17 protein-coding genes are annotated in these 16,080 nt (G+C 61.4%); 4 read left to right on the top strand and 13 right to left on the bottom strand.

Annotated elements, in window-relative coordinates; all coding sequences use genetic code 11:
- Nucleotides 1–34 precede the first annotated feature (34 nt).
- The 9 genes from JIN81_RS12855 to JIN81_RS12815 all read right to left on the bottom strand — a co-directional run bounded on the left by JIN81_RS12855 (nt 35) and on the right by JIN81_RS12815 (nt 8,460).
- Nucleotides 35–448, bottom strand: coding sequence for a F0F1 ATP synthase subunit epsilon (locus tag JIN81_RS12855; protein ID WP_200280230.1), 414 nt, complete (start codon nt 446–448; stop codon nt 35–37).
- Nucleotides 449–538: 90 nt separating this feature from the next.
- Entirely contained in the window at nt 539–2,002 is a 1,464-nt protein-coding gene (gene atpD / locus JIN81_RS12850) for a F0F1 ATP synthase subunit beta (protein ID WP_200280228.1), read from the bottom strand.
- Between the two features lie 85 nt (nt 2,003–2,087).
- Entirely contained in the window at nt 2,088–2,987 is a 900-nt protein-coding gene (atpG, locus tag JIN81_RS12845) for an ATP synthase F1 subunit gamma (RefSeq protein ID WP_200280226.1), read from the bottom strand.
- A 44-nt stretch (nt 2,988–3,031) separates the two neighbouring features.
- Nucleotides 3,032–4,573, bottom strand: a complete 1,542-nt coding sequence (gene atpA, locus JIN81_RS12840) for a F0F1 ATP synthase subunit alpha (protein ID WP_200280224.1) — start codon at nt 4,571–4,573, stop codon at nt 3,032–3,034.
- Between the two features lie 30 nt (nt 4,574–4,603).
- Nucleotides 4,604–4,996: a F0F1 ATP synthase subunit delta gene (locus JIN81_RS12835; protein WP_200280222.1), complete on the bottom strand. Its 393-nt coding sequence runs from the start codon at nt 4,994–4,996 to the stop codon at nt 4,604–4,606.
- 33 nt (nt 4,997–5,029) lie between these two features.
- Entirely contained in the window at nt 5,030–5,599 is a 570-nt protein-coding gene (gene atpF, locus JIN81_RS12830; protein WP_200280219.1) for a F0F1 ATP synthase subunit B, read from the bottom strand.
- Between the two features lie 87 nt (nt 5,600–5,686).
- Nucleotides 5,687–5,884 (bottom strand): ATPase, encoded by a 198-nt coding sequence (locus tag JIN81_RS12825; RefSeq protein ID WP_200280217.1) that lies wholly within the window; start codon nt 5,882–5,884, stop codon nt 5,687–5,689.
- 75 nt (nt 5,885–5,959) lie between these two features.
- On the bottom strand, nt 5,960–6,832 hold the full coding sequence (locus JIN81_RS12820; RefSeq protein ID WP_200280214.1) for a F0F1 ATP synthase subunit A: 873 nt from the start codon (nt 6,830–6,832) through the stop codon (nt 5,960–5,962).
- Nucleotides 6,833–7,098: 266 nt separating this feature from the next.
- Nucleotides 7,099–8,460, bottom strand: coding sequence for a YiiX/YebB-like N1pC/P60 family cysteine hydrolase (locus tag JIN81_RS12815; protein WP_234044858.1), 1,362 nt, complete (start codon nt 8,458–8,460; stop codon nt 7,099–7,101).
- A 164-nt stretch (nt 8,461–8,624) separates the two neighbouring features.
- Between JIN81_RS12815 and JIN81_RS12810 the strand changes: the two genes are divergently transcribed.
- Nucleotides 8,625–8,900 carry an HU family DNA-binding protein gene (locus JIN81_RS12810; protein ID WP_200280208.1) on the top strand — a complete coding sequence of 92 codons (276 nt, stop codon included), beginning with the start codon at nt 8,625–8,627 and terminating at the stop codon, nt 8,898–8,900.
- Nucleotides 8,901–9,021: 121 nt separating this feature from the next.
- On the opposite strand, the gene JIN81_RS12805 is transcribed toward JIN81_RS12810, so the two are convergent.
- On the bottom strand, nt 9,022–9,333 hold the full coding sequence (locus tag JIN81_RS12805; RefSeq protein WP_200280205.1) for a TM2 domain-containing protein: 312 nt from the start codon (nt 9,331–9,333) through the stop codon (nt 9,022–9,024).
- A gap of 44 nt (nt 9,334–9,377) precedes the next feature.
- Between JIN81_RS12805 and JIN81_RS12800 the strand changes: the two genes are divergently transcribed.
- The 3 genes from JIN81_RS12800 to JIN81_RS12790 are packed head-to-tail and all read left to right on the top strand — an operon-like array spanning nt 9,378 to nt 12,619.
- A complete protein-coding gene (locus JIN81_RS12800) occupies nt 9,378–10,055 on the top strand; it encodes a hypothetical protein (RefSeq protein WP_200280202.1) in 678 nt (225 codons plus the stop codon).
- A 21-nt stretch (nt 10,056–10,076) separates the two neighbouring features.
- Complete coding sequence (locus JIN81_RS12795) at nt 10,077–11,465, top strand: permuted SH3 domain-containing protein (protein WP_200280199.1); 1,389 nt, start codon at nt 10,077–10,079, stop codon at nt 11,463–11,465.
- Complete coding sequence (locus tag JIN81_RS12790; protein ID WP_200280196.1) at nt 11,465–12,619, top strand: prenyltransferase/squalene oxidase repeat-containing protein; 1,155 nt, start codon at nt 11,465–11,467, stop codon at nt 12,617–12,619. Before JIN81_RS12795 ends, JIN81_RS12790 begins: the two co-directional genes overlap by 1 nt.
- A 4-nt stretch (nt 12,620–12,623) precedes the next feature.
- On the opposite strand, the gene JIN81_RS12785 is transcribed toward JIN81_RS12790, so the two are convergent.
- The 3 genes from JIN81_RS12785 to bioA form a co-directional block, all read right to left on the bottom strand.
- Nucleotides 12,624–13,880 carry a hypothetical protein gene (locus JIN81_RS12785; RefSeq protein WP_200280193.1) on the bottom strand — a complete coding sequence of 419 codons (1,257 nt, stop codon included), beginning with the start codon at nt 13,878–13,880 and terminating at the stop codon, nt 12,624–12,626.
- A 4-nt stretch (nt 13,881–13,884) separates the two neighbouring features.
- Nucleotides 13,885–14,589 carry a hypothetical protein gene (locus JIN81_RS12780; RefSeq protein ID WP_234044857.1) on the bottom strand — a complete coding sequence of 235 codons (705 nt, stop codon included), beginning with the start codon at nt 14,587–14,589 and terminating at the stop codon, nt 13,885–13,887.
- Nucleotides 14,590–14,691: 102 nt separating this feature from the next.
- The gene (gene bioA / locus JIN81_RS12775; protein WP_200280186.1) at nt 14,692–15,975 is read right to left on the bottom strand and encodes an adenosylmethionine--8-amino-7-oxononanoate transaminase; all 1,284 of its coding nucleotides are present in this window, start codon (nt 15,973–15,975) and stop codon (nt 14,692–14,694) included.
- Nucleotides 15,976–16,080: the final 105 nt, after the last annotated feature.

Genomic DNA, 16,080 nt, shown 5'->3' with positions numbered 1-16,080 from the left:
AGCAGGGAAGCGCGGGCCTGGGAAAAACTCAGGCTCAGTGGCGCGTGCGGCGCTTCAGGTTGAGCTGGGCGGTCGCCTTGGCAATCGAAGCCTGAAGGTGGGCCATCTCTTCCGCGTCATGGTCGTGGGACATGCCGGCGAGCTGCTCTTCGGCACGCTTCATGGCCGCTTCCGCGGAATGCTCGTCGATTTCCTCCTCACCGAGCGCCATGTCGGTCAGGATGCTGACGCGCTCCTGCGTGATTTCGGCGAATCCGGAACCCACCGCGAGAAGAAAGGTGCTACCATCCTTCTCGTAGCTCAACTCACCTGGCTCCAGAGCACTCACCAAGGCGGCGTGGCCTTCGAGAATGCCCATCTCGCCATTGGCACCCGGCAGATACACGTTGCCAACGGTGTCCGAGAAGATCTTCTTCTCGGGAGTGACGATTTCGAGGTGGAGTGACATAGACTTTTCAGTTCCTGGGGCTTGGTCTTCGGCGCCGGCTCCGGTGGGTCACCCCAGGGATGCCGGACGCTGAGAACCTGCAAACCCGGTTCAATCGCGCGACACGCTTTCGATGCCGCCCTTCATGTAGAAGTTACCTTCCGGCACGTCGTCCCACTCACCGGCGAGAATCTGGGCGAAGCCCTTCACGGTGTCCTCAACGGAGACATACTCGCCGGGAACGTTGGTGAAGACTTCGGCCACGTGGAACGGCTGGGTCAGGAAACGCTGCAATTTACGGGCGCGGAACACGCTGAGCTTGTCCTCGTCGGAAAGCTCGTCCATGCCGAGAATCGCGATGATGTCCTGAAGGTCCTTGTAGCGCTGAAGCACCTGCTGGACGCCGCGGGCAACACGGTAGTGCTCTTCACCAACCACTTCCGGCGCGAGCGCCTTCGAGTTGGAGGCAAGCGGGTCAACCGCTGGGAAGAGGGCCTGTTCCGCAAGCGAACGCTCAAGCACGACGTTGGCGTCGAGGTGGGCGAAGGTGTTCGCGGGAGCGGGGTCGGTAAGGTCGTCCGCAGGAACGTAAACGGCCTGGAGCGAGGTAATCGATCCCTTGTTGGTCGAGGTGATCCGTTCTTGGAGACCGGCCATTTCCTCGGAAAGCGTCGGCTGGTAACCCACGGCCGATGGTGTCCGGCCGAGAAGCGCGGAAACCTCGGAACCCGCTTGCGAGAAACGGAAGATGTTGTCGACGAAAAGAAGCACGTCCTGGTTCTCCTCATCACGGAAGTGCTCGGCCATCGTCAGCGCGGAAAGCGCAACACGAAGACGGGCACCCGGAGGCTCGTTCATCTGACCATAAACGAGGGCCACCTTGGATCCTTCGGCGAGGACCGGAGTGCCGTTGTCGTTCATCTTCGGATGACCGTTCTCGTCCTTCTCGGTGGCGATGACGCCACCTTCGATCATTTCCCAGTAAAGGTCGTTACCCTCACGGGTCCGCTCACCCACACCGGCGAACACGGAATAACCACCGTGGCCTTTCGCGATGTTGTTGATCAGCTCCATGATGACCACGGTCTTGCCGACACCGGCACCACCGAAGGCACCCACCTTGCCGCCCTTGAGGAAGGGAGCCACGAGGTCGATCACCTTGATGCCCGTTTCGAGCACTTCGGCAGTCGCTGCCTGGTCGGTCAGGGCCGGAGCAGGGCGGTGAATCGGAGAGCGATGATCCGCATCAGGAAGAGCCTTGTTTTCGTCCACCAGATCGCCGGTGACGTTGAAGATACGGCCGAGCACCTGACTTCCGACAGGAACCGCGATGGGCTTGCCGGTATCGGTCAGGACCATGCCACGCTTGAGGCCGTCCGAAGTCGACATGGACACGGCGCGAACCCAGCCGTCACCAAGGTGCTGCTGGACTTCGAGCACCAGAGTGGTGTCGACGCCGTTCAAGTTGTAGGTGACTTCAAGGGCGTTGAAGATGGCGGGAAGCTTGGTGGCTTTCGAGAAGTCGGCGTCGACGACGGCGCCGATGACCTGGACGATGGTTCCTTGGTTGGACATTTCCGTTATCAGTTAATCGTTAATCGTTATCAGTGGGTCTGGCGTGCGGTCATCAGACAAACTGACAACCAATAACAGAGAGGGATCATTCCATCGCCTTCATGGCGGTGGTGATTTCGAGAAGTTCTGCGGTGATCGCTGCCTGGCGCAGCTTGTTGTATTCCAACGTGAGTTCCTTGATGAACTTGTTGGCGTTGTCGGTAGCGGCCTTCATGGCAACCATCCGTGCGGAGTGCTCGGACGCACGACTCTCCACCAGCATCTGGTAAACCTGGAAGTTGATGTAGAGAGGAAGGAGCGATTCGAGCACGCCTTGGGAGCTGGGCTCGAAGAGATAATCCTTCGAGAGCGCGGCGGCGTGATCCGTCTCCTCGACCTTGACGTCGTTGCCCATGCCTTCGTAGCTGCGCTTCTCACCGAGCTTGTCGCTGGTGATGGGAAGCAACTGCACCACGGTCGGCTCCTGATTCAGGGTGCTGACGAAGTTGTTGAAGGCCACGCTGACCTTGGAGTACTTGCCGTCGAGGAAGAGCTGGGTGAGGAGCTTCGCAATCGGGCGGGCTTCCGCAAATGGAACGGGATCCTTCACCTCGAAGTCCGCCACGAGATCGCGGCCGAGCTTGGTGAGCTGCGTGCGCAGCTTGCGACCCACGGTGACGATGTCCGCATCTGCGGAAATGTCACTCCGAACGGCCTTGCCGAGGTTCGTATTGAGTGGTCCACAGAGGCCCTTGTCGGTCGAGATGACCAGGACCAGTTCCTTCCCTTCCTCGCGTTGTTCGAGAAGGGGGTGGGATTCCTCATCCGCGTTCTCCTTCAGGTTGACCAACACCTTGTTGAGAAGATCCGCATAGTCCCGGCCGGCAACGGCCTGGTCCTGCGCCTTCTTCATCTTCGCCGCAGCGACAAGCTGCATCGCCCGGGTGATCTGGGCGGTGTTCTTGACCGACTTGATGCGTCGGCGGATGTCGCGGAGGTTGGCCATGGTCTAACGAACGAACGGGGTGATTAAAAAACGGGAAAAAGGAATTACTTCCAGGTGCCCTTGAAGTCGTTGAGCGCCTGCTTCACGGCGTCGACCATCTCGGTGTTCTTCTTCAGGTCCGGCTTTTCGTTCCGGATCTTGTCGAGAAGCTCGTTCTTGCGGCTTTCGAAGAACTCACCCATGGCCGCCTGGAATTCCTTCACGCGCTCCACTTCGACGTCGTCGAAGTAACCGTTCTGCATGGCGAACAGATAGATCGACTCGAGCTCCATGGAGAGCGGCGAGTACTGGTTCTGCTTGAAGAGCTCCACGATGCGGGCACCGCGGTCGAGCTTCGCCTTGGTCGATGCGTCGAGGTCCGATCCGAACTGGGCGAATGCCTGGAGTTCGCGATACTGGGCGAGGTCGAGCTTGGTCGTGCCGGCCACCGACTTGATCGTCTTGGTCTGGGCGGCGGATCCCACACGGGACACCGAGAGACCGACCGAAATCGCCGGGCGGATACCTTGGTTGAACAGGTCGGTTTCGAGGTAGATCTGACCGTCGGTGATGGAAATCACGTTGGTCGGAATGTAGGCCGAAACGTCGCCAGCCTGGGTCTCAATGATCGGCAGGGCGGTGAGCGAACCACCACCGGCTTCCTCGGAAAGACGGGCGGAACGCTCGAGCAAACGGGAGTGGAGGTAGAACACGTCACCCGGGTAGGCCTCACGACCGGAAGGACGCTTCAGAATCAGCGACACCTGACGGTAAGCCACAGCGTGCTTGGAAAGGTCATCGAACACGATCAGGCAGTCTTCACCCTGATCCATCATGTATTCCGCAATCGCGCAGCCACCGTAAGGGGCGAGATACTGCATGGCGGCGGCGTCCGAAGCGGAAGCCGAAACGATGGTCGTGTATTCCATGGCACCGGCGTCTTCCAGGGTCTTCTGGATCCGGGCGACGTTGGAGAGCTTCTGGCCGATGGCGACGTAGATGCAGTAGAGCGGCTTGTGATTCTTCAGCTTGCCCTGCTCGGCTGCCTTGTTCTGCTTGGCCTGCGAAATGATGGTGTCGACGGCGATCGTGGACTTGCCGGTCGAGCGGTCACCAATGATGAGCTCACGCTGGCCACGGCCGACGGGAATCATGGCGTCGATGGACATGATGCCGGTCTGCACGGGCACCGAAACCGACTTCCGCTTAATGATACCGGGAGCGATCTTCTCCATCGGGTAAGAGGCATCCGCTTCGATCTCGCCCTTGCCGTCAAGGGGCTCACCGATGGCGTTCACCACGCGACCGAAAACCTTGCGACCAACGGGAACGGAAAGCTGCTTGCCGGTGGTCTGACACTCGGTGCCTTCGGTCACCTTGGCATAATCCCCAAGAAGCACGACACCGACTTCACTTTCCTCAAGGTTCATCGCCAGACCGGTCACACCACCTGGGAAGGCGATCATTTCGTTCAGGCTGACGTCCGAAAGGCCTTCGACCTTGGCGACGCCGTCACCGACTTCGCGGACCACGCCGACGTTGGTCTTTTCAACGGAGGTCGAGACGTTCGAGATCTCCTTTTCAAGTTCCTGCAGGATGCTGCTCATATCAGTGCGAGTTGGGAATGATCGGTGAGTTTAGAAGGCTTCAGCGAGACGATCGAGCCGGCCCTTGACGGAGCCGTCCCAGACGTCGTTGCCGATGCGGACCTTGAGTCCGCCGAGAAGTTCCGGATTGGTCCGGTATTCGAAGTTGAATGTAGCGCCGTGCTTGGCATTCAGATCGCTCTGGATCTTCTGCCGGGTCGCTTCGTCGAGTTCAGTTGCGCTCTCGATGAGCACGTTGTTGCGCTGGAGCTCGAGGCGCACGAGGCGCTTCAGGGACACCAGCACGCCGCGGTAATCGCGGGGCTTCCGCGTGGCGACCATCTTGACCGCCTTGCTGAGTTTCTCTTCATCAAGACGACCATCGGTCTGGCACATCGTGAAAATGCGACGTGCCGTGGATGCTGCGACCTTGGAAACCTTCATGATGAGATCGTGGGAAAATTGGGGAAAAACGGATCAGCTCTCGACCTTGGCGAGGGCTTCCTGATTGATGCGGCTCTGATCGTCGTCGGTGAGGACCTTGCCGGTCACCTGGGCCGTCGTGCTGGTCACGAGGCGACCGAACTCCTTCTTGAGCTCGGAAGCGATCTGGGCGCGCTCGGCTTTGGCCGCAGCTTCGGCCTTGGACAGGATGAGCTGGGCTTGGGCCACGGCTTCCTGGGCCTTGCTTTCCGAAAGGGCAGCGGCGCTTTCCTTGGCTTCGGTGATGAGGCGCTGGGCGTCCTCGTTGGCCTTGGCGATGGCGGCGGCCGTGGTCTCCTCGGACTCGGCGAGCTGGCGCTCGATGCGCTTCAGCTTCTCCTCACCTTCGGCGATCCGGTTGCGGCGCTGCTCCAGGATTTCCTGGATCGGGCCGAAGGCGAACTTCTTGAGCACGAAGATCACCAGGAAGAAGTTGATCAGCTGGGCCAGGAAATACCACGGATGCCAACCGAAGGGAGCAAGGGGCCCTCCTTCAGAAGTGGCTGCGCCCGCATCGGAGGCAGCGATGATCTGCGTCGCGGAATCAGCAATCAGGGAAATCATGGCGGAGTCGGAAAAAGGTTGAGAAGAGGAAAAGAGAAAAGGGGTGCTCCATGCGCCGAACCTCGGCGCATGGAGCGGAATCAGACTTTAGAAGCCGACAGCGAAGGCCGAGAGAATGAAGATACCCTCGATAAGCGCGGCAAGAATGATGGAGATCACGAGGATCGGAGTCGCAGCGCCCGGATTGCGTCCGGTTGCTTCAGCGGCCTTGGAACCAAGGATGCCGATGCCGAGTGCGCCACCAATGGCTGCGAGAGCCACTGCGAATGCTTTGCTGAATACCATGATGTTAGTTGGTTGTATTAGTGTTGTTTTCCGCGGCCCCCACAGTCTTTGCCATGGTCAGACCAACGAAAGGTTTTAGTGATGCGCTTCGTCGCCGTGATCACAGATCAGCTTGAGGAAGATGGCGCACAACAGAGTGAAAACGAGGGCCTGGACGAAACCGACCAGCAACTCGACAAAATAGAAGGGAAGGGCCGGCAGGAACGCGAGCCACTTGGGTGCCAGCGTCATCAGCGACTCCAGGGTTTGCTCACCGCCGTAGATGTTACCGAAGAGACGGAACTTCAGGGCCACCGGGCGAATCAGGATGGAAATCACCTCCAGCACGCCGACGAAAAGGAAGACCGGGATCATCGCCAACAGAAGACCACCCTTGAAGTCACCCTTCGGCGCGAAGATGTGGGCAAGGAAGTTCTTCATGCCGTTCTCCGTGATCGCCCAGTAGAACCAGAGGATCGCGAAGGTGAAGGCCATGGCCGACGTCATGTTGAGGTCGGCATTACCACCACGGAGCAATGGGATGAACTCGGCGTGCCCTTCGGCGTCCACCTTGTTCCAGCCGATCGTGCCCACTCCGGGGAGCAGACCGAGGTAGTTGGTCGTGAGGATGAAAAAGAAGATCGATCCGAAGAACCAGAAGGTGCGCGAAGTCAGGTGCTTGCCGAGGAGACCCTCGAGGAAATCGTAAAGAGTCTCGATCATCCACTCGGCGAAATTCTGGAGACCCGTCGGGATGAGCTTCATCTCCTTGGTCGCCGCCTTGCAGAAGAGGACGATCAGGCCCACTGCGATCCAGACGGCGATGGTGGAGTTGCTGATGGGCAGGAACTCGCTGAGCTTCGGCGCATACAACGGCAGGGCATGATGCTCACCGTCGCCCGCAGCCGCGGCCGTTCCGATACTGCCGAGGGCAGCAAGAGTCGTCGTGATTGTCGTCCTGCGGAACATGGAAAAAGAGTGCCACCTGCGGCAGCGCGGGGGGCGTTTAGCAGACGGATTCCAACAGGAGCAAGAGCCTTTTGTGAAAATTTTCACAAGCTCGGCAAATCCTTGGTTCTCCAGTGGTTAACCACACTGAAGTGCTTGAGCAAAATACGCCCAGTCGGGACACCAATCCCAAGCATGAAACGACTCAGCCGGATGCGCCCGATCCTTCCCACCAGACTGACTTTCAACCAATTCCCGCCCCTCCTCCACCAATCCGCATCGCCAGCTCAGATCCCACAGCGCGTCGAGTGCAGCGCCATCTCCGCGGCCCTCCCCTTCAGCAGCCCGCCTTTGCCGACACCACAGGTCGCCACCACCTGAAACCCCTGCTCCAGCGCCTGATGAATCAGGGCCTCGGCCGGCAAGCACAGCCGCCCACCCGTCGGCAGCAGCTCGAAACCCAACCCGCCCAGGCCGTGGTAACCCCGGTAAATCACCTCGGTGCAGGCAAGTCGGTCGCTCGAGCGGAAATCGAACACGAAATCGTAAAGCTTCCCCGCATGCCCCGAAGCCCGCTTCAGCGCTTCCACCTTGATCTCGTCGTTCACCGGAGGCCTCAGGATCACCGCACAATCCACCTCCAAGGTCTCCTCCGCGTGCCGGAAACGCACCCCGTCCTTCTTCGCCTCGAGAAATCTCACCGGATCCGCCGCCAGCCGCGCCAGCCCGGGCGCCAATGCCAACCCGAGCCGTCCCCGCTCGGCTTCATCGCCGAAAAACAGCGCCCCGTGCGGCCAGAAACCCGGCAGGAACAGGTTGCTCATGGCATCGTCGTGCCGGGTGAAGAACACATCCCCCGGCCGCGCCAGAGCCACCAACTCCTCGCGCAGCGCCGGAGTCACCCGTTTCGGTGCGCCGCTGGGCTTCACCCCCGGTTGCTTCAGATCGGCGATCAGACTGCCCGACCACCGGAACAGGCGGAACACCGAGTGCTTCCACGCCGAATGGTGCCGCCTGCGGAACGAAAACCAACGGTAGCGCAGCCGCCGGCGCACGCCGACCCCGTCGTTCCTCGCCCGCTCCACCTCCGCCTCCAGCCGGGGAATCAACTCATCAAAGGGAGGCACTCCGGCCTGATCCGCGAATTCCAGGCGGGTCTCCAGGTAGAAATCCAGCGCATCCCGCAGCCGCGTCAGCCGGCGGATCGACGTCGTCGCCCGATACAGCTGGGTGAAGGTCTTCCGCGGCAGCCCATGGATCGCATCCGCCTCATCGAGCTTCTTGCGCAGCAGGCGCGACCGCCCGGCAATGGCAAGAAGCTCACGGGTCCGCCGGACCAGCAGCGTGGATGCCGCCAAAGCGACCAAAAACGCCGGCCTGCGGCCACCCCAGGCCTCCCCCGAGGACCCGCAGACCGCCTCCATCCCCTGCAGTGCCGAAAGGAGGGCCGCCCGCTCGGCCAGATACTGTGCATATCGCAACCTCACCCTCTCATCCTCATCCGGGAGGAAATACCCCCGGGACTCCGCCACATCGACCCGCTCGAAGGATTCCTCGATCGGCACCTCCCGGTCGATCGCCTCCCACACCCCCAGGACCGTCGAGGCTGCCCGGCGGACCCGCGGATCATCTGGAAGGACTTCGTTCATCACCGACATGAACCCGTGCTTACCTACTACGAACGCAGTAATTCACACCGTCATCATCTACCCGTTAGCGGCCGAAACCCCTGTTGGCAAAGGAATTCCAAGCCCCGACGCAGGTTTATTTTAGCTTGCCAAATTACACAAACCGGCGCATTACGGTTGTCGCCATGAACAAAGCTGAACTTGTTGAAGCCGTCCAGAACGCCCTCGGAAAAGACGCCACCAAGCGTTCCGCCGAAGATGCCGTTGCCGCCGTCCTTGGGTCCATCACCTCCGGTATTCAGGGTGACGGCAAGGTCCAGATCATCGGATTCGGCACCTTTGAAGTCAAACACCGCGCCGCGCGTATGGGCCGCAACCCGAAGACCGGCGAGCAAATGCAGATCGCTGCCTCCAAGTCCGTCGGCTTCAAGGCATCGGCCAGCCTTAAAGGCTCTCTGTAAGTGAGTTGCGGGGATTCGCCCTTCGGATCCACGCACCAAAAAACCAATTCCAATCACTGAAAACCCCGGCCTCTCGGCCGGGGTTTTTCGTGCAAAATGAACGGAATCGACCGCCCGTCGATCAGAACCAGGGCTTCTGACCCTTCACATAAGTGGCATCAAACTCCTCATCGGTCTTGGTCAGGTAGAGGATCCCCTCAATCAGACCGATCACCGAACCAATACCACAAGCGAGACCCAGAAGGAGCTGGATCACCCCCTCCTTCGTGTAGCCGAGATAAAATTTGTGCACGCCAAGTCCTCCCAGGAGGATGGCAAAAATGCCGGCGATGAGCTTCTTTTCGCTCTTCGTCCCTTGTGGCGATGGGGTCGGTGGATCTTGAGGCGCAGGTGTCGGAGACTCAGGTGTGGGAGTGTCAGGTTCGTTGGACATGTCAGCGCATATCTACTAAGTCCTGCCGCGCACCGCAAGAAACCATGAAGCCAAGGGTCATTCTAGAACAAGCCACCTTGCCCGACGGCTCGGTCATCGTCCTCCACGAACATGACGGGCGACACTACCTGACCGTCGACGGCATCCAGACCGCCGGCCCGACCACCCGGGTCAGCGAGTCCGAAATGGGAGCCTTGGCCAGCGCACCCTTCCGACCCGCCCGCCAGCCGAAGGTCTGGATCGCCGGATTGGGAACCGGCTCGGTGCTGAAGGGGCTCCGCAAGACCCTGCTACAGAAACGCGCCACCTTCATCGTGGCCGAGCCATGTGCCGAACTGCCCATCTGGCTGCGGAAACACCTGCCGGACACCGATTTCCTCGACGACGATGCCGTCGTCATCCAACAGGATGCCGGACCCGACGGACTGCTCGCCTTCCCGAACACGCTGCACGCCATCCTTGTCCATGCCGACACCGCCCCGGTGCTGCAGCGCAGCCAACTGCTGTTCGACAACCCGCGCTGGCTCACCGCCGCCTACGACGCCCTGCAGACCGGCGGACTCGTCGCCATCGCCTCGGCATCCCCACTCCCCGGAATCGAGAAAAAGCTTGAGCGCTGCGGACTTACGCCGATGCGACACGAGATCGACGCCGTCCCGAATGCCAAACGTCCGAAAAAACATTTCCTCTGGCTGGGTCAGAAAGGCAAATACGTCTCCTAACTCCGCTCCTTCCACCCAGACATGCGATACCTTTCCCTGCTCCTCGCGACACCCCTCTGCGCCGGTGACCTGACCGTCAAACCCGAGCCCTTCCGCATCCAACACAGCTTCGATGCGGCCGTGCTCCCCGCCGAGGCCCCAGGTCTCACCCTCCGACCCGAGAGCTGGAAGACCTACACCATCGAGTCCATCGCCGACCACGGCAGCAGCGTGAAGAAGGGCGACGTGCTAATCGCCTTCGAACGGGAAGCCTACGATCGCAAGCTCATCGACCAGACCCGGGCCATCGCCGCCGCTGAACTCGCACTGGCCACCCAGGAACTCAACTTTGCCAAACTCAAGGAAGAAGTCGCCCTCCAGCTCGCCGCCGCCCAGCAGGCCAAGCAGGTGGCCGACGAGAACCTCGACTACTTCGTGAAGATCGGCCGTCCCGCCGCCGAGCAAGGTCTGGTTCAGGACCTCAAGGAGTCGGAATTCCGGCTGGCCGCCGCCAAGGAAGAGCTCAAGCAGCTCAAGCAGATGTATGACGCGGACGACCTGACCGAGGAAACCGAGGAAATCATCCTTGAGCGACAGCAGTTCTCCGTCGCTTCCGCCGAGTTCTCCCTCGCCCGGGTAAAACGGGCGATCGACTCCAAGCGGACCTTCGGCCTGCCACGTGAGCACGAGCAACTGAAGAAAGCCGCCGCCGAAGCCGCCATCGCCCTGGCCAAGGCGGAAAAGAACCTGCCCCGATCGGTGCAGACCGCCGAACTCGAACTGGAAGGCGCCCGCGAAGGACTGAAGCGGCAGAAGCTAGAGCTCGAACGACTCAAGAAGGATGGCGCCCTGTTGACCTGGAATGCCCCGGCCGACGGCCTGTTCGTCCACGGCTCGCTGGAAGACGGACGCTGGCAGCTCGGCGACCTCGCCAAGGTCCTCAAAGTCGGCGCCTCGGTGCCACTCGAACGCTCCATCGCCGCCCTCGTTCCCGCCGGGGCCGCCCCGAGCCTGACCGCATGGGTGAGCCCCGCTGTGGCACGCACGCTGGCTCCGGAAGCTGCCGTTTCGCTCACCATCCCAGGCCACGAAAGCATCCAACTGTCCGGCAAAATCGGCACGATCTCAGCCCAGCCGAGCATCGAGTCCATGCATTCGGTCACCCTGACCACCGAGTGGCCGGCCGACCTTCCCGCCCTTTGGACCAGCCCCATCAAGTGCAGCGTCGTCGCCTATGAAAAGGCCGACGCCCTTCAGGTGCCCACCAACGCACTCCAGCTCGGAGCCGACGGCGCATGGACCGTCGAAGTGAAACTCGCGGACGGTAAAACCGAGCGCCGCACCGTGACCCGCGGCCGAGTCAGCAACAAGTCGACGGAAATCCTCTCCGGCCTCGAACCAGGGCAGGTCGTCGTCACCCCCGGAGAGTGATGCGTGCCCTGCTCACCAGCCTCCTCCTCGCCAGCTCGGCAGCCCTCCCCGGCCAGGAGAAACCGGACGTCGAAGTCACCCCCGAGGCCATCGCCTCGTCGCTGACCCGTGGCGTCGATTTCCTCATCGAAACACAGAACAAGAATGGCTCGTGGGGTGGGCCGACACGCACCAAGCGGCTCAATATCTACGCCCCTGTCCCCGGCGCCCACCACGCCTTCCGCGCAGCCAGCTCGGGACTCGCCCTGGCGGGCATCATCGACAGTGGAGACCGCCGACCCGAGACGCTCGCTGCCGTCGAAAAAGGAGCCGCATGGATGGAGGAGCACCTTCCCAACCTCCGCCGGGCCGACCAGACCACGACCTACAATGTCTGGGGCCACGCCTACGGACTCCGATGCCTGACCGCACTCCATCGCTTCGCCAAGGACGATGCCGAGAAATCGAAATGGCGTACCCTTGCCCAAGGCCAGGTCGACCTCCTGAACCGCTACGAGGAAATCGACGGAGGCTGGGGATACCTCGACCTGTTCGACGGTCTCACCACCCGCAAGCCATCCGGCACCCCCACTTCGTTCACCACCGCCACCGTCCTTCTCGCCATGCAGGAGGCCCGGGATGAAATGGGCGTGAAGCTCGACGACAAGCTCATCCAGCATTCGATCGACAGCATCGTCCGGCAGCGCACACCCGACTTCGCCTACACCTACTCGCACAGCCACCGCATGCACCCCCGGGTCGCCATCAACCGGCCGGCGGGATCACTCGCGCGCAGCCAGGCATGCAACGCCGCCCTTCGCGCCTTCGGAGACGAGGCCGTGACCAACGAGGTGATCGAAACCTGGGCGGACCGCTTCGTCGCACGCGAGGGTTTCCTCAGCATCGGCCGGAAACGGCCGATCCCCCACGAAACCCACTTCTCCATCTCGGGTTACTTCTACTACTACGGCATCTACTACTTCGCCGAATCCGTCAGCTTCCTCCCCCGCGAGCGGCAGGAGCACCACGCAGAACAACTCGCCGCCCTGCTCCTCCATCGTCAGGAAAAGGACGGCTCCTGGTGGGACTATCCACTCTACGACTACCACCAGCCGTACGGCACCGGCTACTCGCTGACCGCCCTCGCGTGGTGCCACGAACGACTCAAGAAATAGTCGTTCACTCCCCGTCCTTGGCAGGAAGCATCTCACTGATCTCGGCCGGCGTGTGCCCGAGCCGCTGCAGCACAGGGACCAGATCGTCCCGCACGAAGCTGCGATGGAAGGGGTTCTTCTCCCCACCGGCAGTGAAGAGCTCGTAGCGGCTCTGGCTGTCCATCATGTTCAGCAGGATGGCCCGGGTCGTGTCGTAGCCTCCCCCCGAGGTACTCATCGACCGTTTCAGCAGACCCTCGATATGCACCGACTCCCCACCATGGGGCGCCACGTCGGTTAGAAACTGCCTCACCGCGTCCTCGTCGGCCACCTCGCTCAGGGCGTCCCAGGCCTGATCGTAGCGCTTCCGCTCATCCATCGAGGGGTCGAACAATTCGGCCACGAATGACCCGATCTCCTCGTCGCTGGCGATCTCGGCGTATCCATCGATGAACTCATCGAGGCCCGAATTGAAACTCAGCTCCTTGCCCAACTGCACCCAGTCAAAGGCGGCCTGCGGGTCACGCTTCGCCCACTCGGAAAGCAGGTTCGACGGCAAGGAAGACAGACTCCGGCCTTCTCCCGCATTCTCCTCCAACTCCACCAGACCATTCAGCGCAGCCTCGAAATCAAAATCCGTGGCGTATTTCAGACCACTCCCACTCGAGCCATCGCTCTCGCCCAGCCCCGCGGCGCAGACACGCAGCATGGTTTCCACATCACGATCCGCTCCCTTCTGGATCAACGAGGAAGGAATGCTCATTCTCCCCTCCACCTGCTGATTGAATCCATCGAGCAGCGCCAACGCCCCGTCGAGGTCCTCCTCGGCCTCCAGATTCACGAAATCAATGAGCAGCTCCCGCCGATCCTCTTCACTCTCCAAGGCCATCACCCAAGCAATCGCCCCTTCCGGATTCTGTTGATACCAGCGCTTGAGGGTCTTTTCCAACAAGTCCTCGTCTTCCCAGCTCAGCCCTCCAAGTCCCGCCTTCGCCGAGAGAGCAGCGAGGAACTCCGGGATCTCCGACAAGCTGAGTTCATCCAAATCCTTCTCCAGTCCCTCCGAGTCATACCGATTCTCACGCATCCGCTCGAAGAGCGGCTCATAGTCCTTCTGCGGACGACTCGGGGCTCTTGAGGAGAGGCTCTGACGATTGCGCTCGGGAACGACTTCCGTCCCGTCGCCCCCCGGCCCGCCATCAGCCGTCGGCTTGACCGCCCAGGCCACTGCAAACCCCACACCGAAGGCGCACAGCCCAACGGGAATCCAACTCGCTTTCATTCTGTCATTCACCGGGTTCCACACCCTCGGGCCAATCGAGACGATAGGTCACCGTCGCTTCCACCGGTTTGCCAGCGCCGCCCTTCACGAGCACCACCTCCACCTCCTTCTTCGCCTCGCGATAGCTCAGTGTCCGTTGCTCCACATCGCCAATCGTGAAGGTCGAACTCCCCGAACTCGAGAATGAACCCAACTCAGTGTCATAGAAATCCTCGAGATCCTGCACCGCATCCGTGCTGCTGTACGATAGCAATCCCTTGATCGATGCGCCCTTCTCGCGATGGAACAGCGCCTTCTCATCGGTGGCGCCCGCATATCGGGGCACCCACGCCGGCACGTCCGCCAAGTCGCCCTGCCCGAGCGTCGTGCTCATCCCGTCAGGACCCTTGAAGGTCACCCGGCCCTCGGTCAGCTCCTCAGGTGAAAAGGTCAGTTGTTCTCCCGTTCCCTCCACCAGCACGGTGATCTCGCCGGTTTCCGGATCCTCCGAAAGCATCTCGAGCTCAGAATTCATCTCGATCAGCATCTCCGCAGCCGACTCCTGTGCCGTCGTTGCGAGTTCGTGCTGCACCTCCTTGAACTTCCGCTTCCCCCAGCCGATGAGTAGCGCCACGGCAAGGATCGCGACCACCAGCAAACCGCCACAACCGATCCCCACCCAAGCCATCGGGTGCAGGCCTTTCTTGGAAGTCGCAGCAGATTCAGGCATGGGCGGCATCGGAGAGGGAGAGCTCATGCTTCAGGGTCTACGAACTTCGCGGAAATCCATCAAGTAGAGGAACCGCGCGATTTTATAGCCGGAGCGACCCCGTCACCCAAGAACCTCTCCGATCGCCTTGGAAAATGCCTCAAGACCCCACTCGATCTCCTCGAGGGCAATCGACAGCGGTGGGAGGAAGACCAGCGTGTCCCGAATCGGGCGGGAGAGCATTCCGTGTCCCCGGGCCGCGATCGACACCCGCTCCCCGACCCGTTCGTCCGGGGAAAAGCCGACCCCATCCGGGTGGCGCAGCTCGATCCCGGCAATCATCCCGCACTGCCGGACCTCATGCACCCACGGGTTGCCGGAAAAATGCGCCGCAAGCGAGTTCTTCAGGTGCGTGATCTTTGCTGGAAGCCCACTCAGGACCTCGTCGCGCTCGAACAGCTCGAGGTTGGCCAGCGCCGCCGCGCAGCCGACGGGGTTGGCCGTAAAACTATGCCCATAGTAGAATGCGTTCTCCGGACCTCCCCGGAAGGCGTCGTAGATCTCCTCGCGCGTCAGCGTTGCCGCCATCGGCACATACCCCGCCGTCAGCCCCTTGGCGAGGCAGAGGAAATCCGGCACCACGGACTCCTGCTCGCACGCGAACATCGTCCCCGTGCGACCAAACCCGGTCATCACCTCGTCGAGAATCAGATGGACTCCGCGGGCATCACACCAGGCACGCAATTCACCCAGCATGCCCGCCGGCCAGGGCCGCATCTCATTCACTCCCTGGATGAGCGGCTCGATGACCACCGCAGCCATGCCGTCCGCATCCAGCGCGTCCAGCTCCGCCACCGATCTGACGAAATCCGCCGTCACCCCGAGACCACGGAAGCGCTCGAAAAAACGGGACACCCCGCCGAGCGAAGCCGCACCCATCGTATCGCCGTGATACGCATTCGTGAATGCCACGAACCCGGTGCGCTCCGGTTCGCCGGTCTGGAGCCGATACTGCACGGCCATCTTCATCGCCACCTCGATGGCCGTCGATCCATTGTCGGAGAAGAACACCCGATCCAGGCCGTCCGGCGACAGGCCCACCAGACGTTCCGCCAGCTCGCTGGCCCGCGGATTGGCAAACCCGAGGTAGGACGTGTGGGCCACCTCATCGAGTTGCGCCTTGATCGCCCCCGTCACATGCGGGTGACCGTGACCGTGGATGTTCGTCCAGATCGATGCATTCCCATCGAGATACTTGCGCCCTTCCGAATCCCACAACCAGACGCCCTCACCCTTCACCAGCACCAGCGGCTCATGGGAGGGATCGGTCCACGAGTCCTGAGGCGTGAACGGATGCCAGGCGCATGATTTGTCGGATTCAATCCATTGCCGAGTGTCCCCGCGCATCGGCCTCAGGCTGAAGGGAACCCGAGGCAATGCAAATCCCAAGTGCCCGCCGAATTGACCCAATCCTTCCCCTCGGTCCCGACTTCCGCTTCCCGGGTCACGCAA

The organism is Haloferula rosea (assembly GCF_016595525.1).
In the GTDB taxonomy this organism is placed as follows: domain Bacteria; phylum Verrucomicrobiota; class Verrucomicrobiia; order Verrucomicrobiales; family Akkermansiaceae; genus Haloferula; species Haloferula rosea.
This window is presented reverse-complemented; position numbering and strand designations above follow the sequence as displayed.

Coding starts and splice junctions, on each gene's coding strand:
- JIN81_RS12815 (WP_234044858.1), bottom strand. CDS start 8,460: ATGAACGAAGTCCTTCCAGATGATCCGCGGGTCCGCCGGGCAGCCTCG.
- JIN81_RS12855 (WP_200280230.1), bottom strand. CDS start 448: ATGTCACTCCACCTCGAAATCGTCACTCCCGAGAAGAAGATCTTCTCG.
- JIN81_RS12835 (WP_200280222.1), bottom strand. CDS start 4,996: ATGAAGGTTTCCAAGGTCGCAGCATCCACGGCACGTCGCATTTTCACG.
- atpF (WP_200280219.1), bottom strand. CDS start 5,599: ATGATTTCCCTGATTGCTGATTCCGCGACGCAGATCATCGCTGCCTCC.
- atpA (WP_200280224.1), bottom strand. CDS start 4,573: ATGAGCAGCATCCTGCAGGAACTTGAAAAGGAGATCTCGAACGTCTCG.
- JIN81_RS12795 (WP_200280199.1), top strand. CDS start 10,077: ATGCGATACCTTTCCCTGCTCCTCGCGACACCCCTCTGCGCCGGTGAC.
- atpG (WP_200280226.1), bottom strand. CDS start 2,987: ATGGCCAACCTCCGCGACATCCGCCGACGCATCAAGTCGGTCAAGAAC.
- JIN81_RS12820 (WP_200280214.1), bottom strand. CDS start 6,832: ATGTTCCGCAGGACGACAATCACGACGACTCTTGCTGCCCTCGGCAGT.
- JIN81_RS12780 (WP_234044857.1), bottom strand. CDS start 14,589: ATGCCTGAATCTGCTGCGACTTCCAAGAAAGGCCTGCACCCGATGGCT.
- JIN81_RS12790 (WP_200280196.1), top strand. CDS start 11,465: ATGCGTGCCCTGCTCACCAGCCTCCTCCTCGCCAGCTCGGCAGCCCTC.
- JIN81_RS12785 (WP_200280193.1), bottom strand. CDS start 13,880: ATGAAAGCGAGTTGGATTCCCGTTGGGCTGTGCGCCTTCGGTGTGGGG.
- bioA (WP_200280186.1), bottom strand. CDS start 15,975: ATGCGCGGGGACACTCGGCAATGGATTGAATCCGACAAATCATGCGCC.
- JIN81_RS12800 (WP_200280202.1), top strand. CDS start 9,378: ATGAAGCCAAGGGTCATTCTAGAACAAGCCACCTTGCCCGACGGCTCG.
- JIN81_RS12825 (WP_200280217.1), bottom strand. CDS start 5,884: ATGGTATTCAGCAAAGCATTCGCAGTGGCTCTCGCAGCCATTGGTGGC.
- atpD (WP_200280228.1), bottom strand. CDS start 2,002: ATGTCCAACCAAGGAACCATCGTCCAGGTCATCGGCGCCGTCGTCGAC.
- JIN81_RS12810 (WP_200280208.1), top strand. CDS start 8,625: ATGAACAAAGCTGAACTTGTTGAAGCCGTCCAGAACGCCCTCGGAAAA.
- JIN81_RS12805 (WP_200280205.1), bottom strand. CDS start 9,333: ATGTCCAACGAACCTGACACTCCCACACCTGAGTCTCCGACACCTGCG.